Origin of the sequence: Aeromonas sp. MR19 (genome assembly GCF_963899305.1) — a bacterium.
GTDB classification, from domain to species: domain Bacteria; phylum Pseudomonadota; class Gammaproteobacteria; order Enterobacterales; family Aeromonadaceae; genus Aeromonas; species Aeromonas bestiarum.
Map to the genome: position 1 here is coordinate 1 of NZ_CAWQWZ010000016.1, position 23738 is coordinate 23738.

The window sequence follows — 23738 nt, forward strand, 5'->3', positions numbered from 1 at the left end:
TTACATTGAAATGTTTTACAACCCCAAGCGCCGGCACAGTTTCAACAATGGGCTATCGCCAGTAGAGTGTGAAAAGCAATATTTCGAACGGCTCAAAAGTGTCTAGAGAAGCCGGGGCGATTCAAGGTATGTTAATTCGGACGCTTGAACAAAACGATCGCGTGAAGGAGCCGGATTTTTTTGAATGCGGCTCGCCGGATTCGTACCACTGAATATCTCTAGGTCGGTGGCGAAATTGAACACTGACGAAACGATGGCAAGCGCCCGGTCGGCCTGTGCCGCACTTTTCTTCGTGGTTTTGGTGTGGAGGGCCTTGATATCTGCGCGAGTGATGTGTGACAACTTCTTCGACTTAATCGGTTCCAGGTACATGCGCAGGGTATCGCGATAGTCACGCTTAGTGCGCTCACCGATGGGAGTGCCATCGCGCTTTCGTTTCTCAACTAGGAACTGCTCGAACATCTCGGCAAAACTTGGCTCTTCCCTGATGGCCCGGCGAGCAGCGGCGGGGTTTGCGCCGGCGGCGAACTCACCAAGAATCTTCTGCGCCTCGTTACGGGCTTGCTCGACTGTCATTTCAGGGAAAGAACCGAGCTTGATCCAAGCAATCGAGGCACCGGCACGCTTTACAATGTAGAAGGTGCGAGAGCCCGCTGCGGTTATCCGTACCGCCAGCTTCTGTACTTCGGTATCGTATACCGTAGAGCGCTTTCCAGACTCCGGCGGAGCTAGCGATAGTAGTGCCGTTTTGGTGAATTTTAACTTAACCATGATCCAGCCTAACTCCTTCAGGCTAACGCTGGGCTAACACCGGCTAACAAATTAGGCCAATATACGTGTTAGCCCATAAAAGCAACGTTAGCTATAAAGCCATATTTTGTATAGTGTAAAATAGATTGGTAAATGTGAGGGGGTTCACGCACTCTCTCATTCGTAATGCGAAGGTCGTAGGTTCGACTCCTATTACCGGCACCAGATCTCGCAAACAACAACGCCGCATATCTTATGCGGCGTTGTTGTTTGTACGACTCTCAGGCTTGCATCGTACTGGTCGGTATGGACATGCCCCGCCGTACGAGCCCTTTCATTTTCCTCTATGGCCAGCAACGCGAACAGGGTTGCCTGACCGAGCAGCTGGTATGTCAAACCAGGGCCTTGTCTATATCAGCAACAAATTGTCCTGCTGACGGGTAGCGGTCACCAGCACCGGGATGGACTTGGAGGTGGGGGTAAACGAACCCTCCCCTATGCTGTCGATGGGCACCAGCGGGTTGGTTTCGGGATAGTAGGCCGCGATATTGCCCTTCGGGATCTCGTAGATCACCACGTTGAATCCGGTCACAATCCGCTCGCGCCCGTCGTTGCAGATGGCCGCCATATCGATCCGATCCCCTTCGGCAAAACCAAGACGGCGGGCATCTTCCCCGTTCATGAAGACCACGTTGCGCTGGCCCTTGATGCCGCGATAGCGATCGTCCATGCCGTAGATAGTCGTGTTGTACTGATCGTGGGAGCGCAAGCTCTGCAGCAGCAACACCGGCTGATCGCTCATCTGTTCGGCATGGCGGGTACACTCCGGCAACACAGAGTGCGGCAGGGTGCTGGCACGAAACTCGGCGCTGCCGCTGGCGGTATTCCACGTCAGTTGCGCCGCGGAGTTGTCCAGATGAAAGCCGCACGGCTGCTGGATGCGGGTATTGAAATCGGTAAAACCGGCGATGGTCTGCTCGATGAGATCGCGAATGCGCCCATAGTCATCGCGCAGGGCCAGCCAGTCGACAATTTCGCTACCCACTGTGGTATGGGCCATCCGCGCCACTATGTCAGTCTCTGACAAGCAGAGCGGCGACACCGGCTCGGCCGCACCGGTCGAGGCGTGCACCATGCTGAAGGTGTCCTCCACCGTGATCTTCTGGTTACCCATGCGCTGGATATCGAGCTCGGTGCGGCCGAGGCAGGGCAGGATCAACGCCGCCTTGCCCACCTGCAGATGGCTGCGGTTGAGCTTGGTGCTGATCTGCACATTGAGCAGCGCCTTCTTCATGGCCCCGTAGGTGAAATCAGTATCGGGGGCCGCTGCGGCCAGATTGCCGCCCAGGCAGATGAGCACCTTGCTCTTGCCCTCGTGCAGCGCCTTGAGCGCCTCATAGACATTGTGACCACGAGCCCGCGGCAGGCTCACCCGCAAGTGACGCTCGAGCCGGTCGATAAAGACGGCGGTCGGCTTCTCGTTGATCCCCATGGTGCGGTTGCCCTGCACGTTGCTGTGGCCCCGTACCGGACAGAGCCCAGCCCCCGGCTTGCCAATCTGGCCACGCATCAGGTGCAGGTTGACGATTTCGCGAATGGTATCGACCGAGTGCAGATGCTGGGTCAGCCCCATGGCCCAGCAGCTGATGACGCTGCGGCTGGCGGCAAATACCCGGGCCGCCTGCACTATGTCGTCTCGGATCAGCCCGGATTGCTGCTCGATCTCGGCCCAGCCGGTGGCGCGCACCTGCGCCTCATACTCGTCAAAATGGCGGGTGTGGCGGGCGATGAAGTCGCGATCCACCACCTGTGGCGCCTCTTCCAGCATGTATTTGGCCATGCCGCGGATGGCGGCCATGTCGCCGCCCAGCTTGGGCGTCAGATATTGATGGCTGATGGTGGTGGCCGCCGGGGTCAGCAGCTCGAGCGGACTTTGCGGACTGGCAAAGCGCTCGAGGGCCACCTCTTTGAGGTTGTTGAAGCTGACGATCTTGCAGCCATTTCGCGCCGCCTGGCGCAGGGCATTCATCATGCGCGGATGGTTGGTGCCCGGATTCTGGCCATAGACGAACACGGCCTCGGCACGGTCAAAATCATCCAGCACCACTGTGCCCTTGCCGATGCCGACCGACTGAGTCAGCGCCACCCCGCTCGCCTCGTGGCACATGTTGGAGCAGTCGGGGAAGTTGTTGGTGCCAAACAGGCGGCCAAACAGCTGATAGAGGTAGGAGGCCTCGTTGCTGGCACGCCCCGAGGTGTAGAACTCCACCTCGTTCGGGCTGTCGAGCCCCCTGAGGGTATCGGCGATCAGCGCAAAGGCGTCGTCCCAGCTTATCGGCTCATAGTGATCGGTCGCCGGATTGTAGCGCAGCGGCTCGGTCAGTCGCCCCTGATACTCCAGCCAGTAATCGCTCTGGGTGGCCAGCTGGCGCACCGAGTGGGCCGCAAAAAACTCGGCCCCCACCGTCTTGCCGGTCGACTCCCAGGCCACCGCCTTGGCGCCGTTTTCGCAGAACTGGAAGGCGCCGTGATCGTTGTCGCCCCAGGCGCAGCCCGGGCAGTCGAAGCCGTCTGTCTGGTTGACCCGCAGCAGATTTTTGATGTTCTGGCGGGTCTTCTGGCTGCGCAACACCTGCTTCATGGTGGACTGCAGGGACGAAAAACCGCCTGCTTTGGCAGGCTTTTCAATATGACTCATGGCACTCTCCGATGGGATCCGCCGGGCGATAGCTGGAGTAGCTGACCGGGGCATCAAACTTGGGAATATGGACGACGTTGAGGTTGTACTTGAGGGCCAACCTGACCGCCAGCTGGCTGGGTGAGGCCAGGCAGACGAGGTGACGAGCGCCGAACAGCGCCGCTTTTTGCACCAGCTCACTGCCGCAGCGACTGGTCACCACCAGGGTGTCACAGGGGCGTTTCTGGCGCAGCAAGAGGCCGATCAGCTTGTCGAGGGCATTGTGACGCCCTATATCTTCGCGGCAGTGGAGGATCTGCCCCTGCTCATCCAGCGCCAGCGCCGCATGCAGGGCGCCGGAGTGTTGCCCCTTGAGCTGCCACTGGGCAATCTGCGGCCGCAGTTCGGCCAACAGCGCAACATCAAGGGGCTGCGTCATCGGCAATGGCCGAAGATCGGGAAATGCCTGCTCGACCGCCTCCACACCGCAGATGCCGCAGCCGGTCGCACCGGTCAGCCTGCGCCGACGCAGCTGTAGCCGCGCCAGACAGCGGTTGGCGATGGTAACATCCAGCACAAAGCCATGTTCAGCGGGGGATACCCGAATATCGTGCACATCGTGGTTGTGCCAGATGATCGACTCGCAGAACAGAAATCCGACCGCAAAATCGTCGAGATCGTCCGGGGTCGCCATCATCACCGCATGGTTGATGCCATTGATGTTGATGGAGAGCGCCACCTCCTCCACCAGATGATCGAGCGAAGGCGAGGCAGGTGGATTGGCAGGGGTGCCGACTGAGCAGGGCGCAGGCATGAAGGGTTGGCCTAAAAATGCAAACTGCATTCAAGTTTAGAGAGACCGCCCCGGCAAAACCAATGAATTAAATCTATCTCCTGATAGAATCACTCTATTGACGATGAATTTTCAATTGATTAATTTTAAGCATCATCCCGCCCGACGCCGCGCAACACCGTCATGAACATCAAGCAGCTGCACTATTTTCACGAACTGGCCAGGCATCGACATTTTGCCAGGGCCGCCAAGGCCTGCCACATCACCCAGCCGACCCTCTCAGCCAGCATCACGGCGCTGGAGAAGAACCTGGGCACCGATCTGGTGGTGCGCACCAGCCAGTTCGTCGCCCTCACCGAGGCGGGCGAGCTGGTGCGCCAGTATGCCGAGCGGATGCTGCTGGAACAGGAGGCGCTCAAGCAGGAGCTGGCGCTGTTTCACGGCGAGCTGTCGGGCACCTTGCGCATCGGCATAGTGCCGCAGTCTAACGTCGACATAATGCCGCTCATCGCCCGCTGCAAGCAGCGCTACCCCGATATCGTCATTCGCCTGTCGGTGTTGAGCAACGAGGCCCTGCTGTCACAGTTGGCGCTGCACCAGTGCGACATAGGCCTGGGGTTTGACGAGCCTCCGGGCGAACCTGGCAGGCGCGCCTTCCACGTTTACCCTCAGGGTCACAACCGGATGGCCGTGTTGATGAACCGCGGCGCGGCGGAGCCCCTCCCCTCCTCCGAGCCCATGACCCTGGCCAGTCTGCAACACAGACCCCTGGTGCTGCCAAGCCGCTCCATGCAGTTTCGCAGATACCTGGATCTTGCCGCCGAACGGGCGGGGATCCCGCTCAAGGTGGTGCTGGAGACAGACTCCCTGTTCCACCTGGTGAGCGCGGTGCGCCACCGGCTGGGCTGGGCCATAGTCAGCGCTGGCCTCGCCCGCTCCGCCAGCCAGCTCTCGGACCTGGTCTGCCAGCCCCTTGAGCCGCTCGAGGCCGGCAGCACTGTCTTTATTACTCGTCAGCACAGCATCACCCCCGCCATACGCGCCTTTCTCGCACTGGTATCCGAAGCAGCAACCAGTGCCAACGGTGCAGATTGACCCGCTCCGGGGCTGGCGCTGCATCCCCACACTCGCCAAGGTAGCTATTTGTAACAGGGGCTCGCCCATGCTCTCGTTGCCAACAATGGCGGGCCTGGCTGCCTCCCTGTGGCTTGAGCAAGATGCCGCCGATGTCCACTCAATGAAGGCGCGCTGCGGTGGGCCTGCGAGCCATATCCATTAATTTCAGGCAACAAAAAACCCGCAAGGCAGGCGCGTTGCGGGTCTTCAGCAGCTTGTCGGCATGAGCCAGACAAGGAATATGGCGGAGAGACAGCCCGCCATAACACAGTCTAAAGCCATCCGCGAAATTTCAATAAATAATTTTAAATCAATATCTTATAAATAAACATCGTCCAATCCATTTCAATCTCATATCATCAAAACCCATATGCAATGGCATACTGGTTGGCATACTCACATCTACAGAGGTGACCTCATGGCGACACTCACCGATACCAAGGCGCGTAGCTTAAAACCAGAAGACAAGCCGTTCCCTCATGGGGGAATCACAGGTCTGGCGTTACATCCATCGACGATAAAAGGCAAAGGAAAGTGGGTGCTGCGATATGTCAGTCCCATCACCGGCAAACGCCGTAATGCTGGCTTAGGTTCCTACCCGGAAGTCTCGGTTGCAGATGCAGGTAACCAGGCTCGTCTGATGCGTGAGCAACTGTCCAAAGGGCTGGACCCCTTGGAGGTGAAGAAAGAAGAAGCCAGTAAGCCTACGATACCCACAGTCGAAATTGCGGCTCGCCAGGTACACCAACAGCTACTCCCAGGCTGGCGTAATCCCAAACATGGGAAGCAATGGATCTCGACCCTAGAGCAATACGCCTTCCCGATCATCGGTCGGCAGCCTATCAACACCATCACTCCGGTGCATATCGCCAGCGTACTACAGCCTATCTGGTTGGCGATCCCGGAAACCGCCACCCGCGTGAAGCAGCGGCTACATGCAGTGATGGCTTGGGCTTGGGCCCATGGCTTCTGCCAAGCAAACCCTGTCGATGTCGTGGATAAGCTCCTGCCGCTGCAGCCCAGTAAAGCAATTCGCACCCAGCACCAACCAGCTATGGATTGGCGCATACTGCCTGAGTTCTATCACAAGCATTTGGCAAACTCCGAGCGTTTTGATGTCAGCAGAGCCCTACTGTCGTTCGTGATCCTGACCGGCTGCCGCTCTGGTGAGGCCAGAAGCATGCGCTGGGAAGAACTCGACCTCGAGGCTGCAATATGGACCATTCCGGCTGATAGGATGAAGACCAAAGTCATTCACCGAATTCCGTTATCTCTTCAGGCTATGGCTGTATTGGATAAGGTGCGGGGGCTGCATGGTGAATGGGTTTTCCCGTCCCCACGTAAACAAGTGCCACTGACGGATATGGCTCTGACTACTCTGCTCAGAAGAGTCGAGGCCCCAAGCACGACGCCTGAACGGCTGGCCACTGCTCATGGCTTTCGCTCCACGTTCAGGGACTGGTGTAGCGAACAAGGCTATCCCAGAGACTTGGCTGAGCGAGCGCTCGCACACCTTATCCAGAACAAAGTTGAGGCGGCTTACCATCGGACTGACTTGCTGGACCAACGGCGGCCAATGATGGATGCTTGGGCTCAATTTGTGACTGATAATTTACCAACTGAATAAGAAGGAAGCGGCCCTGATGGGCCGCTTCCTTCTATGTTCTTTTTTTAGCTTTTCCTGATGGTTAATCGCATCTTGCCAAACCAGTGCTCCGACAGCTTCTGAGCTTGTTTGACTTCTGGCTTGGTCATAAGAACCTCCAGCTCATCACGAGCTTGTACTGCTTCAGTCATGCCTTCTATCGCCGCCAGTGAGAGCCAGGCGTAAGCATGTACTCGGTTGCGAGGAGCCCCGAGGCCTTCTTCACGTAGTGTCCCCATTCGGTATTGCGCCATGCGGTCGCCTTGTTGGGCCGCCAGACGATATTGCTTAAGAGCCAGCGCGTAATCCTCTTTACCCCCTTGCCCCAGACGCAGCATTTCACCGTAGGCGTATTGCGCTGCCGTGTGCCCTTGTTGGGCTGCCCTGGCATAACTGGCTCTGGCCTGCTCAAGAGCCCCTTGCTTATGCTGTAGCTCCGCCAGCTCAAACCACGCTTGGGTTACACCCCCCTCGGCAGCCCGAGCTAACCACTCAATCTGCTGCTCTCGGTCAACCTGCTGCAAGCTCAGTTGGTACTCGGCTTCGTGGGAACCGTGACTTGCTGCCAGTTCCAGCCAATAGAGACCCAAGGCTGGGTCTGTGGGAACCTGTTTCCCTGTCAGATAAGCCATACCTAGCCAGAGTTCAGCCTCAGCAGAACCTGCACTAGCTGCTCGTTGATAAGCTGCGAAAACGTTGCCAGGTGCCGACTGTTTGGCTTGCCGCAACAAGGCGTCCGGTTGCTGCTGGACAGCAGCCTTGTCATTCCAGCGTTGGGCGAGATCTGGTCGTTTAGCAACCCCTTTACCTTGCGCGTATCGCTCACCCAGCAAGAACTGGGCATCACGGTTGCCCAGTTCTGCTGCCCGCTCTAGCCACTTGATAACATCTGCATCAGCCCCCGGTTGTTTGCTGTACCACCGGGCCAGGACTAACTGTGACTCAGCATGCTCCCGCTTGGCAGCCTGCTCGAACCAATCGAGGCATTCGCTCGCCAGTTTGCCTTGGTGCTGCTCCTGGCACATCAATCCTAGCCGATAGCTGGCATGGGTGTTGCCAAGACGAGCCGAACGCTGCCACCACTGGGTGGCCAGCACCGAATTCTTTGGCTCACCGAGTCCAGTCTGATACCAATCGCCAACCTGCCACGAAGCGTTAGCACGGATCTTCTGATCGGCCGCCAAGGATCCGGACTGCTCTGCAGACTGCTGCATCCAGTGCATGGCGTTGGGGTAATCTGGTTGGCTGGCTAGGCGCTTGGCCAGTTCATATTGAGCGTGACCATCCCCCTGCTTTGCGGCTTGGGATAGCTCGGCGTCAGTGAGTGCCGCAGTGGAAGAACAGGCTGTAAGCATACTGGCTGCCAGCGCTAGCCATAAGGCTCGATGTGTCATGGAGAGAATCTTCGCAGAGTGGAAAAGTTACGGATGAGGCACTGCTGTATTGCAGGCTGATCCGTTATGCTACGCAGCCACCTGATGGACATAAAGCTGATGCGGCGCCTTCCCTGGCTATTAGCCCTTGTCTATCAGGTGGTTAAAGTACTAAACGATGAGCTCAACCTCGTAAAAAGTTAATCATCCTTGTCAACGTCTCAGAGTACATCAATGACGAGGCGGTGATCTGGTCACCACCATTCCCTTCAAGTCAGCATTCATTGGCAAGGCGCTTCACCCCATCACTAATTGCTCTCAATACAACAAGTTTTTGATTTCTCGTGGCTCTCTCACCTTGTGGGTTGATGCCAACGCCGTGAACAACTAGTTCCACCACGACCATCACGGACGAAGGGGCCACCGACCAGATCATCCGTACCTTCCTGATGCTAAAGGGAATTTTCAACCTCACCTTGAGAGCTATACAAGGGTTGTTCGACTCCCAACTCGAGCTGATGAATGTACCGCTGTGTGCCCCGAGTCGCACCAGTTTGCCAAGCCCTCAATCGATAACTGTGAGATTAGGTGGAGATTGCGGCCTTAGATCCGGATTTTGATCAAGGCTAACTATAACGGCCAAGTTGGATAGGTAATGGCGCATGTGAGCGCGATAAACAAACTAAACGCCTTTGGTCTGCCAGTCAGAAAACCCCAAGAGTAACGGTCACTTGGAGCCAGGGCAGTTGTTTCTTGATGGTTGATTTAGGAAACAACGCCTCATTCACCCCAACTAGGTGGTCGAGGACATCGTAACGATAGTGGCAAGACAGAATATCGGGTACAGCTAGTGATGCATAACACTGTAATAGTCCTGGGTCTTTATGGTTACTTTTCATTTGTTATTCACGAACGTCTGATTACGTTTCGCTAACCGAGCCTGCGGCCCTATATGCTCTGACTTTTTCCATGCTTAATTTACAATCCCTGGTAGAGCGTCTCTCAAAATCTCCAACTCATTCTTGTTTGCCTTAATCCAAATTTTTTTCAAGTTTGGCATCGAAGCCAATACATCTACTGTTTCTTTAGCCTTAATTACATTCGTTTCAACTAGATACAACGCAAAAATATTTTTATTTCCACGTAACTCGTCAATGCTGGACAACTGTGGGTTCCCACTGAGATCTAGAATTCTTACGTTATCAAGCATTGTAATGATAGAACCAATATCTAATTTTTGACATTTATTTAAAGATAAGTAGCTTAAGCCTTGAATATTCCCGGTAATCTCAGAGAGTTTGCTTGCATGGGTCACACTTAATGACTCTACTGAATTAGAGCATAAATCTATTGACTCCAATGAACGAACAATGGAGCAGTTCAATGAAATAGCCACATCTACTCTTAAACTATCTATTTTAGAGTTGAATATATTAATATGCTTAATTCCACCAAGCAATTCAGATGATTTATTTTGCTCTAAATAACCTTTCCGAATGAATGCCCTTATGGCTTTCCAATCATCTCGCTGCCACTCGGAGTTATATACATAATCCAAAATCGGCAATATAGAATCGAAGGTAGGCAATGAACACTCCCACCTCTGCCAATCTGATACATTGTCTGGCGCCAACTTTATATATTTTTTAAAAGATGAAATGTCCATGCAGTCACTCAATTAAAGTAAGGATTGTTGAAGTCAGGAAGTCCATCACTCCCAGTATATTTCTTCCATTTTTCCGGGGAAACAGCTCTAAAACCTGATGACTTATTCGGTAGCGGTATACCATTACTATCGAAACCGATACCCTGTTGTTCATAAAAACGTCTTACGCGTCTAGCACCGTTTTCGCTTCTTCCTGGCGCATCAATCGGGGTAAATTCTACTTTAGAACCAGGAGCCAACCTACCATCCGCGATATGTTGATTCATACGTGTACCGTAGTCATTTGTCGATCCAGTGTATACATTACCGTTTGTATCAGTAAACCTATATATACCACTATCAGACGGCGCATCTTTACCTGAGTTGATCTTCGTTTCTGATTTGGCTCCAACGGATGGACATTGCGCCAGCCCCAGCGGATCCACCCATTCAAGCGGGTTACGTACATACCCCTGTGGCCTTAATCCTCCCGCAAATCCTATCGGGTCTGATGAGATATACTGCCCCAACTCCGGGTCAAAGTAACGATGACGGTTGTAGTAGAGACCCGTCTCCTGGTCATAGAGCTGACCCTGATAGCGCAGCTCGCAGTAGATTTCTTCGTTCGCCGCATCTCCCAGGAAACGTCTGAGCTGTTGTGGTATCGCATCAGCGCGATGGTTACCCCACAGCAGCTGTTCACCCCGCCAGACAATATTTCCCTCTTCACTGCACAGCTCTCTAGCAGTGCCCGCTACGTCAGTCACGATATAGTGCAGACGCTCATCCTGTTCACCGGCTTCCCACTGGGCCAGTGGCCTGAAGCTCCCCGGCTCATACACCCACTGCACCTGCCGGGCGGCGTTGCCATCAGCTTGGTAACTTTGTTGCTGTACCAACTGGTCACCGTCCCAGCGGTAATGGACACGGGTGATAGCGGTGAGTTGGCTTACCTGACCTTCCCTCTCCTTGCCGATACGCCGACCAAAGGGGTCGTAGCGGTAACGCCAGCGGCTACCATCGGGCAGAGTGACCCGTTGCAAGCGGTCAAAGCCATCCCACTCAAACTGGGTGGTCTGGGGCCGGAAACCGGGGCGTGATACCACCTTCTCACTGAGCCGTCCGCACTTGTCGTAGCGGTATTGATTAGGCCCTATCTGACTGACCCGACCCGCAGTATCATAACGGCGCAGGGGCTCTGCCTGAGCCTGCTGGCTGGACAGCGGTTGCCCATCACTTGGCAGAATATGGGAGAGCTCGCAGAGGTTCAGCTCGCTATCATAGCCAAACAGCCGAGCCTGACGCTCGTGGCCGCGCTTGCTACGCTCAGCCACCACCTGGCCATTGCCATTTAACTTCCAGCCCTGCTCGCCCCAGTGGCTGTCGTTGACCCCAACCAGGCGGTCGAGGGCATCGTACTGATAGTGACGCGACAGTGTGTCGGGCACAGCGCCGCTCGCCGGCACTAGGGATTGAGAGAGCAAGAGCCCGGTGGCACTCCACCCTTGTGTCAGGGCAAAGCCGGCCTCGCTCTGGCGCACCCGTTCACGTCCTTGCTGGTCATGGGCAAACTGCAGGGGTTGTTTGCTACCCACGGTGAGCTGGGCCAGCCGCCCTTGCTCCCAATCCAGACCTAGTGGGGCCAGCAAGCCGGCTATCGCCTCGCGCTGCCCAGCCTCACCATAACGGCTCTCTATCGCCTCGCCATTGACGCGCTCGCACACCACCCGTCCCAGCGCATCCCACTCGTATTCCACCACCGCATCTGCATTGCTGGCCCGCAGCAAACGACCGGCAGCGTCATAGACAAAATGAGTCTCCCCCTCGCGCTCGCCATGCTCACGCAACGCTTCAACTCGGCTCAATCGCCCCAACGCATCGTAGTGATAGTGCAGCTCGGCGCTATCCGGCGCACGACGCAAGACAAGCTGTCCGGCCATATCGTAACGGTAGTCATAGCAGCGACCGTCGTAATGCACCTCTCTGGACACTCGGCCGCAGTGGTCAAATTCATACCGCCAGTTGCGCCCTTGACTGTTGGTGACGCCAGCAAACTCGCTCTCGGCATTGTAGTGATAGCGGGTGGTAGCACCCAGTGGGTCGGTCACGCTTTGGAGGTTGTCAAAGGCACTATAGGCAAGTTGATGTTGCTGACCCAAGGCATCGATCAGTCGCACCAGATTGCCCTCGATATCGTAATCGAAGCGGCTCTCTGTGCCATCTTCATAGATGACCTTGCTGGGCTGTTGCTCGTTATGGCGATATTCCCAACGGCGTACCAAGGGCTGTTGGTCGCTCTGCTGATAACGGGCAACCAAACGGTCCTGCGGGTCGTAGTCAAAGCGCCAGGGAGCACCCACTGCCGGCTCGTAGCGGGCCAGCAAGCCACGTGGGCTATATTGCCACTGGCTGCGCAGCCCGCTCGGGTCGGTCATGGCCGCAAGCAGTCCCTGAGGGGTGTATTCATGACCCCAGGTTTGCCCCAAAGGATTAGTCACCGTCTCAAGCTGACCCAGAGAGTTATAGCTGTATTGCCAAGGTTGGCCGAGCGGGTCGATATAGGCCTGCAGCCTGCCCGCCTCATCGTAACCATAACGGTGAGTTGTGCCATCGGGCAGGATAACCTGGGTGACTTGCCCCCATTCGTTACGCTCAAACTCGGTGCGCTGGTCCAGCGGATTGACTAGTGCCGCCAACTGATTGTTCACCCACTCAAAGCGAGTCTCGCCACCATCCGGCTCACGGCGCAGCAAGATGTTGTTACGCTCATCCCTCACATAGGCGGTAACGCCACCAAAACCACTGTGGTAGTAACTGGTCAGGTTGGCATCGTCATAACGGAAGTGGCCATTCCAATAGTTGTCGGCGCAGCGGTTGGCCAGACAGCGCCCCTGCGCATCGTATTCGTGCTCGACCCAAGTCTGGGCCAAGTCGCTCCAGCGAGTAAGCCACCCTTGCGGTGAATATTGATAATCAAAGCTGCGCCCGGCACCGGCCCGCACCTCAAGCAGCTCGCCATTGGTACCGTACTCATAACGTGAGAGCTGGCGCGGAGGGTCAACTTCCGACGTCACCAGGGTGAGCGCCCTGACATTGCGCCCCTGATGGCTGACTCGAATGTAGCGGCCATCGGCTAGCAGTACGCGTACCAACCGTCCCCGTTCCCATACCCAGCGCATGGTGTTGCCACAGGCATCGCTCATGGACGTCAGGTAGAGGTGGGGACCACGGGCATGCTCGAACCCATAACGACGACCATCCAAATGATGCAGTTGCAACAGACCTTCGGTACGGGTCAGCCGCCACTCAGGGTGAGAGAGGCTTTGCGCCCACGCCCCCTCATCAGGCAGGGTAAAGAAGGCTTGGTTAAATTCACCATCGGTGAAGACAACCATGCCCTCTTGCAGCTCCAGTGACATGTCCCATTCCGTACGCCAGAGCGTACCCAGGATACCGGGACGGCGCTGCCCACCCGAGCGGTAGTAACGCGTCAATCCGACAGGCAACAGGCTGACCAGGCGCCAATCCTCCCGGCGTTCGAACACGAAACCGGTGGCCATATCGACCGGCTCACCTTTCCCTTGGCACGTTTTTGTGGAGGCGCAGTTATTGCCATCTGCCTGACCAGCTTGCGTTGTTTCGGTGGGTGGTTTATCGAGATCACCATCCCCCTTGTTGCGACCAGCATTGACACCCTCTGGCAGATCAGCACGCCCTTTAGCCCGTGGTGAGCCGGTGACTCGGGTGACCACCTTGCCAATAAATTCATCAAATTTTGCAGCTATATAGGCAAGTGCTGAGTCGTATTTTGCAGAGAGTTTCTCCAGCGCGTGGATAATCCCGGTAATTTGCTCCTTCATCATGGCAATCAGCCAGCGGTTGCTTGCCGGGTCTATCAGCATTTTCTTCAATGCCGCAATCACCTGCAGCAAGATGGCTTTGGCTTTTTGCCCATATGTCGTTATCTGGGAACGTAGCTCCGTCAGCCCTTTAATCAAGTTGCCATTAGACAGACTGCGAATGGTCTTGATGGCAAACTGAATTGACTTCCTATCGCCCAGTTTCAATGCCTTGATAATGGCCTTGCCACTGACCTTGATGGCATCACCAAAGCCGGGGATAACCCCTATCAAACACAGGGCTCCTCCCGCCAAGTGCAGATTGTCATCCAGCTTTGCCGGCTCCTTGTAGGAGACGTAACCCCACTCACCAATCGCATACAGGTCGATGACCTGACCGACCACAGGAACAAAACCCAGCAGTACTTCACACACCAAGAGCACCGCTTCATTGCTGCTGGCCTTATCACCCAGCTCGGCAGCGAGACTGTGGTGTATCTTGTTGACCGCCACTTTGAGCTCGCGGCTGCCCTTGTTAATTTTTTTATCCAGCGCCCAAAAACGCTTGTAAGCCTGGTTGTACTTATCCGGGACACTATTGAAAATTCCACCGAGCATGCCGACATCATCAACATCCACCTCATCTGCGTCACTGTCAGAGGCATCATACTCAATCAATCCTTGCTGACGCAGAATAAGAAACAGCGTGAAATATTCAGCGGCCAATGCTGCATGGGCGGGATTGGATTGAAAGACTGGGTTGTTTTGCAAGGTTTCTTGGGGTTTGAATTCATCACTCCCCTCTTCCATTAGCAACTCAAAAGGACCACAGCCCATGTCTTTTATCTTACAGAGCCCATTTTTATCCGTCTTGCCACTGATCTCTTTCTTATTACTGTCTGTCAGTACAAAAGGGGCATTAGGGACCGGCTTTCCATCGTCATAATGATAATGGATGATGACTTCACAGCCACACTTTACGCAACCGCCAGAAATGATATTATCGGTCGAAAAGTTGTTTTTGGCAGCCTCATCGCTGGACATCAGGCTTGCTGTTTTATTTTTACTCATGAGTCCCTCAACCTATCCCTTATCCAATTCATGAAGTGCCTGTTCAAACAACCTATCCATGCGGTTTTGTTGCCCAATCAGTTCAGCCGGTTCAGCCATTATTTTTTTTGCCCAAGGAAGCGCCATAAAGCCCGCTGGCATTTCCAGTTTTAAACTCAAGAAGCGAATAACATCCTGCTGGTTTTTGAATCCATTGGAGATAGCCTCTCGCTCACCCTCTTTGACGAAAGAGAACAATTGCTCTGGTTGCCACCCCTTAATCACTTGATGATGTGCCTGGATATGCGCGACATACTCATCGTGTGCAACTCGATCTGACAGCGAGTTCAATGCAGTCCACTGTGCAGGTGATAACTGTTGCGGAGCACGCCCAGCGAGGTCATGTTCGACCCGTTCAATGAGCTGGAGATATTCACAACCGCCCTCCGGTAACACATCGATAAACTTGGCGATAGGGCCAAACAGTGCAGTGGCTTCGGCAGGAGAGCTTGCCATCAAGAGGGGCTTGACCACCTGCCAGTCACTGAGCCGCAATATGGCGGTCTCATGTTCAGGTGTATCTATCCAGGACCACTGCCGCAGATGTGCCAGCAATGCTTGCAACTGCTGGAGCGGCGTATACGCCAGCATGAACCAGTCGAGCTGAAACATCAGGCCCCATCCGGGTTGATGGGTGACAAGGCGCTGAAGCTCTGGCCAATTTTGTCGATGAGCAGGGATGAGATAGGGGGAGATAGTGCTATGCAGCTTTCCTGTCTCCCCCCAATACAGTCTGGTTTGCTCAAGGCTACCGCCCCATTTTTCTGCCAGGCTAGGCACAGCCTCGTTGATGGCCGCTTCGGCAAACATAAACAGGCCTTGCCCATCGAGCAGCTGTTGCCAGTCATCATCCTGATGCTTGCCAGATATCATCACCTTGCTTGCGTTCACGCCTTACGCTCCTTTATCGTCTACCAGACCAAACAGCCATTCACGTCGATGAAAATGGGCCCGTGAATCACTGACCAGCGCAGCATCCATCTTGAATTTTTTAATGGCCATCGATAACGAATAGTGAGAAACCAATTTAATAAACTGAGGGTGCCGATAATAATCTGAACCTATAATCCAGCGATGCGCCGACCAGGACTCCCTCTCATCCTCCGATGCAGAGGGATATAACTCCCTTGCCAACGCAATACCGCTGATAAAGCGTCGTTCCAGCCACTCAATACTCAACTCAAAGGGATAATACTCGCTGGCTCGGATAAACAGGGTCCTGGCCAAATATTGATAGCGAGCCTGATTGGTCAGCACTCGATAACTCTCGGTACTCAGTCTGTTCTCATACCCTTTTGAAGGCAGGTTGGTATACGAGGTTGACTCTCCGAGACATTCAAATTGCAACGTTGAATAACTTGCATCGACCACCTCAGGTACATACATCGCCAGAAATGGCGATTCAAACTGCTGCCTTGTTGGCAAGTCAGCCATTGCTAGCCATGTCTTTAGCAGGGTGGGTTCGTGAAAGGGGAAAAAGACATGTCGTCCATCCGGGTAAATACAGGCATGGCGAGCAATGCAAGCTTGCCGAACCTCATCGATGCCGGCTGTTGTCGTCAGCAGCACAATACCCACTTCAGGGTAACGTTCATGAGACAACAGCCATAACAGCAGACTTTCCGTTGCTGCACCTTCTTCGATAAAGAGCAGCAGTAACTCAGAACCTGGATAGCACTGTAAATTATATTCATTGGACAATAAGCGACAATCCTCAGAACATCTATGATGAAACGACTTCCAGTAATCAACGCCACCATCAAACCGACTTATATCAATGACGACATATAGATTGGATGTCTCATCCCTGACAATATCGAATATAGGTAACGACATCGAAATGCCTATCTAGTTTTTGCATTAACAGGACGTATTAAGCTCATTGGCACACGCCTACAGTATTGCGTTAAAAGTGCCGACTAGCGTGACAGCAGAGCACGATGGACGTGATTAACAGAACAACATGTTGTTATGGTGAGGCAGTGGTTTGGTATTCCCAGACCACTGCCTCACATCACTACATTTTTTCTCCGCGAGCCCAACGCTCACGCACTTCGGCAGGCGTTAGTGGTGGAAATTTAACACCTTTATCAACTAAAAACTGTTTTACCTTAATCGCCCAAGGGTATTGAGGGGAAGACTTATCCATTAATGACAGGCTATCTTCCACCGAGAAGGCCAAATCAGAACCACCGCTGTCCCTCATTTTATAATCAGCACCATGCTGCAATAGCCAATAAACAACTTCATACTGATTAATATATGCACCATACAGTGCACTATTACTGCCAGGACCATCGGTTAAGTTTAGGTCTGCACCACGTTCAACTAATAACTTGATATTGTCCCAATGAGCCTCTCCAATTGCATTGAATATGGCTGGTTGCTCATCAGCGTTCAAGGAGTTAGGGTCCCCTCCTGCGTCCAGCATCATTTTTAACCATACCGAATTTTTGAACCCTGTAACCCGAGAAACACCATTGCCCCCCATACCATCCTTAAAATTAGGGTCGGCGCCCAATTTCAAGGCCAGTTGAACGGCTTTTTCATTTTTAGTCTCATAGACTAACCACAGCAATGGGGTTGCTCCCGGAGGCTCTGTATCTCGAATATTGAGGTCAACATCTTGTTCAATTAACCTGCGTGCAGTCGTTTCATCACCACGCAGGATAGCTTCCAGCACACTGACCACAGGGGCAGGGAAAAATTCACTGGCCTGCATTTTACTTCCCCCTACATGACATGCCGATACTAACCCTAGTATTCCTACGCAAAGTACTTTCAAACGAGATAACCATATCATTTTGCTCCTCCAAGCTTGCTGGTAATGGTACCAATATCCTCACTCTTCTGTGCTTCAATACCGGCAATCACTTGCTCCATGCCGTGGCGAGCGACGGGGTTTCCACCTTGCGAGGGCAAGGGTAACATCTTACCTGCAGCAGAAGGCAGCGCGCCCCCAGCTAATACCATTCCCCCCAAGGCCCCACCAATTGCCGCACCACTAGAGCCTCCGAATGCACCACCAATCCCGGCAAACAGGGTGGGGACCGCCAGTTTTCCCGCCCCCTGTAACAGAGTGAGTATTTCACCGTCGACAGCTTGAGTTGTGATCAATTCACTTATCTTATCCAGTGGCAGACCACCTTTGCGGCTGACTGTATTGGCATGTAGTCCGGCAGCATTGAAGGTATAACCAGGCAAACCAGTGACGCCAACCCCCGCAGAAGCCTCTCCACCAGCCAGCGAGTGACCCACCACAACCAGTGGTGAGGAGGGAGAAGCGACTGTACGTTTCACTTGCTGTGCCAGATACATTGCCTGATTATATTGGGTCGTTTCAGCTCCTCCCCCCTGAGCAATGTTTGTCATCCAGTCCATTTTACCGGTCACTTTATTATTCGTGCCCCGATAGGTAAGCATGGTCTCGTTGTTTATGGACGACTTAAACAAAGCCGCCCCAAATCCGCTCTCTTTACTGGTAAAGACGGCCTTTTCCAAGCCTGGTATTTTTTTAGCATCAACCAGCTGGAGTCCCACCGGGGATGCAGATAATTTATCTTTTACACCACGATTGAATTCATCAACCTCGTAGACGTACTTAGCAGCCTCTGCCCGCAAAATACTGTCATTGTTAAAACCAAGCCGTTTGCCAGCATCAGCAAGCCCTGGCACCTTGCCGGCACGCTCAGATAATTGCTTACGCGCCTGATAGCGCAGCTTGCGCTGTGCTTCTGTTAATGTTTTTTCCACCTCTGGCAGGGCAACAGGAGCAGCCCACTCAAGCAGTGTTTGCCATGGCACCAGCATGGGAGAGAGCGCCAACAGTGGCAGCCGCTTTTTGGCGGCTTGCTCGGCGCAGCTCTTGGCAGGGGATTGATAGGGGCTATCCCCAATGATCACATTGCCACTGCCTGCTGCAACAGAACCGCCACAGCCGATGGCATCACCCACCCTTGCCGCCGCCTTACCGTTGATAAACACATTGCCGGAGCCACCGGAGATGGCGCGACTGTGAATGCCATGGGGCATGTTGGGACAGGGGCAGGCATGGAGCAACACGGCATCACCTTTACGTGCAGCAGGCTTGCCATTAATGATGACATCACCACTACCTGCAATGATGGGGGTCGCCGGGAAACAACCATGACCGGCGCAACTATCACCTAATCGAGCAGCACTTGGCATATCGGCTCCTTAGCGACGATCCGGCGCGTCCGGCAGGGTGGGCTTGTTGGGTGCTTCTGGTTCTATTGCGACCGGCGCAGTGCCGGCGCCGGGTGAGCCACCATCGTTGATCTTGACCACATTGCCCGAGATGGTTACCCCAGAGCCATCAAGCTTGATAAAACCACCGGGCCCTTTGATGGTCAGTGCTTGCCCCGCCTCCAGCACAATATCGGTGGCTTTGAGATAGCTGTCTGTGCCAACCACCACTCGCTGATGTGCCCCTACGACCAACTCTTCTCCACCAGAAATAGAGGTCTGGCGGCTACCATCCAGATGAGTGATCTCTCCCCCACCAATGAAGCGCTTGAATGAGGCCATGACTTTTTGCACAAAATGGCGGCCAATCAGTTGGTGATGATCCTGCCCAATTTGCTCAAAATCATCTTGAGCTACCGTGCGATGACTGTGACGGTCCACTCGCTGGAACTGATCCTGATTGACCGTCAGGTGCTGATCCAGTCCCACACTTTGACGATGAATGTGGTTGATGACGACGTCCATGTCCTTTTGGGCATGAATGTAGATCTGCTCTCTCGACGCTTCATCCTCAAAGCGCAGTTCATTAAATCCTTTGCCTTTATGCGTGTCCGTTCGCAGCAGCGTACGTGTCTTATGTTCGGGCAACACGTAGGGGGTTTGGTTTGTGGCGTGATAGGTACGACCGGTCACGATGGGCTGATCAGGATCGCCTTCTAAAAAGGAGACGATGACCTCATGACCAATACGGGGCACTGCCATCATGCCATATTGGCCGCCAGCCCAACCTTGGCTGACGCGTACCCAACAGGAACTCTGATCATTACTGGCACCGTATCTGTCCCATGGGAACTGCAGCTTGATCCGGCCATATTTATCGCAATAAATCTCTTCACCCGACGGGCCAACTACCGTGGCAATTTGGGGACCATCAACCATGGGTTTATGCGGTAAGAGTGGTCGCCAAGTTTGTAGCGCTTTGACTACTGTGAACTCATTAGTAACAGTTGTGGCACCATCTCCGCCTTCCTCTTCCAAGGCTTGAGGTTGTTTACCTGTATGGAGAATGCTGACGACTTGCCAATGGGTATTCAGGACAGCATTAGGATGTTCACTCAATGCAAAGGTCTGACCGGGTAACAACGCCGCACAGTTCGACTGACCTCGGCTCGCCATAGCATCGCTGCGCAACGCATCGAGCCGGTATTGGGTAAAGGATTTGCCACTGGGGTCTTGCTTGAAACGCCCTGGGTAATCGAAGTGCTGATAAGTGTCACGCTGGTGCTCAAGTTCACTCCCCAGCTTTTTATGGGACAGGCCATACGCAGGGGTTTTAAAGCTGTAGTCCTTGAGTTCCACCTCAGCCTGGCGCACCGCTTCTCGATAGTGAAACTGGCGTACATAGGGCCCTTGCTCTAGTGAGCGGTTACCTAAATTGAAGAAGAGCGCGGGGCCATCGGTAAGCGCGGCAGCATCGTCTGCAAACACGAGACTATGCTTGCCTTGTTCGAACTCATGGAAATAAAACATCCCCTCTTCTGCTGCGAGGCGATTGATGAATTCAAGGTCGGACTCCCGGTACTGTACGCAGTACTCCCGCTGAGCATGGGCGTTTTTGAGTGCAAAGGCGTAATCAGTAATGCCATGCTCTTGCAGCAAGACCCCCATGATTTCTTCCGGTTTTTGTGCCTGGAAGATACGGGCATTGTGACGCAGACCTAATCGCCACAGGGCGGGTTTGACTTCCATACTGTAGCGAGTTCGCCGAAAACCACTGTCACCTTGCTCGAACTGACTCACAACACCGTTAACACGTCGCTGCAACTCGCCGTTGTACCACACCAGCAACTCACAAGGTTGATCCAGTACAGCGCCAAAATCGATATCAGGCTGGCTACTTGCCAGTTCCAGCGCAAGTGTGAACGGATCGCTTAACGCTTCATTCAATGTAAAACTGGCCACCACAAAGGTAGTGCCTGGCAGCGCCCCCACCTTGACAGTGAACTGCAATCCGGTTTGATTAGCCATGATATTTCCCTATCACCTCTCCAAACGCCACCTGAAACCTGTCAAAACACCACGCTACCGCCCTCTCCGGTCCATATGTGGCAACCAAAGATAAATGACATGACGGGTAATACGTTGATTGTGTCTGCATAACAGGACACCCCTTATTGCTTTGCCATCACTCCGCATTCACTACCACGACACCAATTTTTTTGGCAGGGGGATGGCAAAACATAAAAGCTCCAGTAGCCAAAGACTGACTGGAGAAAACACGGGATAAAAGGCCGGTTGCACACCGGCCACAGAACACATACAAGGAATAGCAAAGTAAGAACGTGAGGTTTACGACTCGAGCGGCGCACGCCAGTCGTCGGAACCTGAGGTACCGGCAACAGTGTGCTCCCAGTCAATCTTGCGATACGCCAGAGAGACCTGGATAAGCTGGGTGAAATCAGACTTTGCAGGGTCTTGGCAGTGCGGCATCTGGCAGTCGATGTCGACGATGGTGGCGTCGGTTAGCACGGTAGAGAAGAAGTGCTCCTGCTTTCCCTCAACAGAGGTGCGATACCACTTCAGGGTCACTTTCGGCAGCATCTCGCCGGAAGCCAAGGAGTTATACATCAGTGGTACGGCTTTGTTCAGCGCAACGGTGAACTTGAACGGCTTGTGGACACGCTGACCTGCAGGCTGACCGGATTGCGGGTCAGTCGGTACGGTAACTTGGTGATTGAACTCTTGTACCAGCATCTCGTCTTCGTGGCCTTGCACGAAGATGTTGCCGACGGAATCGGAGGTGAAAGCACTGGCAGTGATGTTGCCCTGGGTTTTACCTTCGATGCTGATATAACATGGAGTTGGCATGTGTATGCTCCTAAATGGATTGGTGAAATGAGTTAGCACTCGACCAAAACCATTAGCAGCGACCATGCCACTTTATTTATTCATTATTTATCATCAAGTTACAACAATCATCACGACACCACTTCAAATCAGCAGCAAGATATTGCGCTGTACAGGCCATTACACCAGCAAAGATTGCATTCGCAGTATTAACGCTCGCTATTTGCGCAATATGTTGCGCCATTTGGAGCTATTGGCCATCTTCATCCACGTTTCCCACTAGCGCATTATCGATATTAAGCCTTACCAACCCCTGCTTGAGCGCCCAAGATATCGCTTGGCTTTTACTACTCGCCCCCAGCTTCTCGACAACACGATTGAGGTGGAAAGTCACGGTCCGGGGGGTGATGCCCAGTATCTGGGCTATATCACTGACTTGCTTGCCCTCCGCCGCCCACTGACACACCTCCAGCTCCCGTAGACTCAGCACCTCCCGACGAGGGATATCGGATAAGCAGACCCGAACAACCGCTTCAAAGATATGTACCGATAGCCAGCTCAACAATGGCGTTTCCGTCAGCCACTGGTGTTCAGTACGGGGTGTTCGGGTAATAAATGACAGCAATCCCACATGACCATTAGCCCCATGCCAGGGGAAAGTGATGCCATCGCACAAGCCCGCATCATGGGCCTGCAGCATGACCTCTACGCCAGCGGTATCCTGTTGCTCGCAACACTCGTTGATGAGGCTGGCCCACAGAAACGGCATGCTCTGAGTCATCCCTTTGCGCACTACTGGGTCTACCGCGAAGAAGTGCTGCGCATCATAGGCCTGTACCCACTCGGCTGGACAGCCATTGAAGATGCGCACCTCGGGGCGTTGGATAGAACTTGGAAAAATGAATCCCAGCCGAAAGTGGTCAAAGCCCATCTGCTGGCTGAGGGTGCGCAACAGCGTGACGATGGTGTGCTCGTCAGTTGCCGTATCGAACTGGGTGATGAGCGTCAGTGCGTCGGCAGTATTGAGGAGATGAAGTGGGGTGGTGGTCAAGCATTCTGCTCGCGGAACGATAAAATGTACTAAACATTACCAATAATCAATCAGATAGTATAATGCCCCGTCAATAAATAAAGGAATGGCTACATCAATAGTCGGCATCGCCCACAAATTTAGATGAGGAACTCGTCCAGCTGATAGCCTTGTTCGCGCTGCTCCAGTGACAACTATCATGCCACTAGGGGCAGACCTAAAAGGGATGGTGGTGCTAAGATTGCTGAATTTTCAATTGTTCCATTCCATCCATATGGACTTGGGTAACAACGCCCTCATGGCCTGAACGTTAAAGCAAAGCAAATTGCTGATTTTATTGTGCTTACTATCGAAAGCAATCTTGATTGTAAGAGGCTGGGAGGGGCGAAGAAATGGGGCCACCGGCCCCACCTCACCGGTATCTATTTCCTGATCTTCTTACTTCCCTGTGGATTTACTCGGCTTTAACGACGGAGTATTTCCCGGAGTATCTTTATTATCACGGCGACGTTGATCAGGTTTCCCTGTTGATTTAGCAATTGGTTTCGGACCAGGTTTGAGACCCATAATAGTTATCCTTTTGAATCGCCCCTACTTTCCTAGACACCTCAAGAGCCTCAAACTGAGGTCATTCAGGAGGTGTTATGAGCAAGCAGCAACGTTACACGGAAGAATTTAAACTGGCCGCCGTCAAGCAGGTGACTGAG

Annotated in this window: 15 protein-coding genes and 1 pseudogene; 3 read left to right on the forward strand and 13 right to left on the reverse strand. The window is 53.7% G+C overall.

The window, feature by feature from the left end:
- Positions 1-102: 102 nt before the first annotated feature.
- The 3 genes from AACQ95_RS12490 to fdhD form a co-directional block, all read right to left on the reverse strand.
- Positions 103-771 (reverse strand): Arm DNA-binding domain-containing protein, encoded by a 669-nt coding sequence (locus AACQ95_RS12490; protein ID WP_241281054.1) that lies wholly within the window; start codon positions 769-771, stop codon positions 103-105.
- 388 nt (positions 772-1159) lie between these two features.
- A complete protein-coding gene (locus tag AACQ95_RS12495) occupies positions 1160-3448 on the reverse strand; it encodes an FdhF/YdeP family oxidoreductase (RefSeq protein WP_241281056.1) in 2289 nt (762 codons plus the stop codon).
- Complete coding sequence (gene fdhD / locus AACQ95_RS12500) at positions 3435-4241, reverse strand: formate dehydrogenase accessory sulfurtransferase FdhD (RefSeq protein WP_241281058.1); 807 nt, start codon at positions 4239-4241, stop codon at positions 3435-3437. Before fdhD ends, AACQ95_RS12495 begins: the two co-directional genes overlap by 14 nt.
- Before the next feature lie 162 nt (positions 4242-4403).
- Here fdhD and AACQ95_RS12505 point away from each other — a divergent pair, with 162 nt between their 5' ends.
- Positions 4404-5315: a LysR family transcriptional regulator gene (locus AACQ95_RS12505; protein WP_241281061.1), complete on the forward strand. Its 912-nt coding sequence runs from the start codon at positions 4404-4406 to the stop codon at positions 5313-5315.
- A 439-nt stretch (positions 5316-5754) separates the two neighbouring features.
- On the forward strand, positions 5755-6963 hold the full coding sequence (locus AACQ95_RS12510) for a tyrosine-type recombinase/integrase (protein ID WP_241281063.1): 1209 nt from the start codon (positions 5755-5757) through the stop codon (positions 6961-6963).
- 44 nt (positions 6964-7007) lie between these two features.
- Here AACQ95_RS12510 and AACQ95_RS12515 read toward each other — a convergent pair whose 3' ends face one another.
- Entirely contained in the window at positions 7008-8375 is a 1368-nt protein-coding gene (locus AACQ95_RS12515; RefSeq protein ID WP_241281064.1) for a tetratricopeptide repeat protein, read from the reverse strand.
- Between the two features lie 262 nt (positions 8376-8637).
- On the opposite strand from AACQ95_RS12515, the pseudogene AACQ95_RS12520 reads away from it, so the two are divergent.
- A pseudogene (locus AACQ95_RS12520) lies at positions 8638-8941 on the forward strand (transposase); the annotation flags it as partial.
- Between the two features lie 386 nt (positions 8942-9327).
- On the opposite strand, the gene AACQ95_RS12525 reads toward AACQ95_RS12520, so the two are convergent.
- The 9 genes from AACQ95_RS12525 to AACQ95_RS12565 form a co-directional block, all read right to left on the reverse strand.
- Positions 9328-10020, reverse strand: a complete 693-nt coding sequence (locus AACQ95_RS12525) for a hypothetical protein (RefSeq protein ID WP_241281065.1) — start codon at positions 10018-10020, stop codon at positions 9328-9330.
- Between the two features lie 8 nt (positions 10021-10028).
- Positions 10029-14909, reverse strand: coding sequence for an RHS repeat-associated core domain-containing protein (locus AACQ95_RS12530; protein WP_241281066.1), 4881 nt, complete (start codon positions 14907-14909; stop codon positions 10029-10031).
- Between the two features lie 12 nt (positions 14910-14921).
- Positions 14922-15839 (reverse strand): DUF4123 domain-containing protein, encoded by a 918-nt coding sequence (locus AACQ95_RS12535; protein WP_241281067.1) that lies wholly within the window; start codon positions 15837-15839, stop codon positions 14922-14924.
- A 3-nt stretch (positions 15840-15842) separates the two neighbouring features.
- A complete protein-coding gene (locus AACQ95_RS12540) occupies positions 15843-16784 on the reverse strand; it encodes a DUF4123 domain-containing protein (RefSeq protein WP_241281068.1) in 942 nt (313 codons plus the stop codon).
- Between the two features lie 181 nt (positions 16785-16965).
- Positions 16966-17751: an ankyrin repeat domain-containing protein gene (locus AACQ95_RS12545; protein ID WP_241281070.1), complete on the reverse strand. Its 786-nt coding sequence runs from the start codon at positions 17749-17751 to the stop codon at positions 16966-16968.
- The gene (locus tag AACQ95_RS12550) at positions 17748-19136 is read right to left on the reverse strand and encodes a PAAR domain-containing protein (protein WP_042866121.1); all 1389 of its coding nucleotides are present in this window, start codon (positions 19134-19136) and stop codon (positions 17748-17750) included. Before AACQ95_RS12550 ends, AACQ95_RS12545 begins: the two co-directional genes overlap by 4 nt.
- Before the next feature lie 9 nt (positions 19137-19145).
- Positions 19146-21182 (reverse strand): type VI secretion system Vgr family protein, encoded by a 2037-nt coding sequence (locus AACQ95_RS12555; protein WP_241281072.1) that lies wholly within the window; start codon positions 21180-21182, stop codon positions 19146-19148.
- A gap of 321 nt (positions 21183-21503) precedes the next feature.
- Positions 21504-22022 (reverse strand): type VI secretion system effector Hcp1, encoded by a 519-nt coding sequence (gene hcp1 / locus AACQ95_RS12560; protein ID WP_155604112.1) that lies wholly within the window; start codon positions 22020-22022, stop codon positions 21504-21506.
- Positions 22023-22251: 229 nt separating this feature from the next.
- Positions 22252-23052: a LuxR family transcriptional regulator gene (locus AACQ95_RS12565; RefSeq protein ID WP_241281074.1), complete on the reverse strand. Its 801-nt coding sequence runs from the start codon at positions 23050-23052 to the stop codon at positions 22252-22254.
- Positions 23053-23738: the final 686 nt, after the last annotated feature.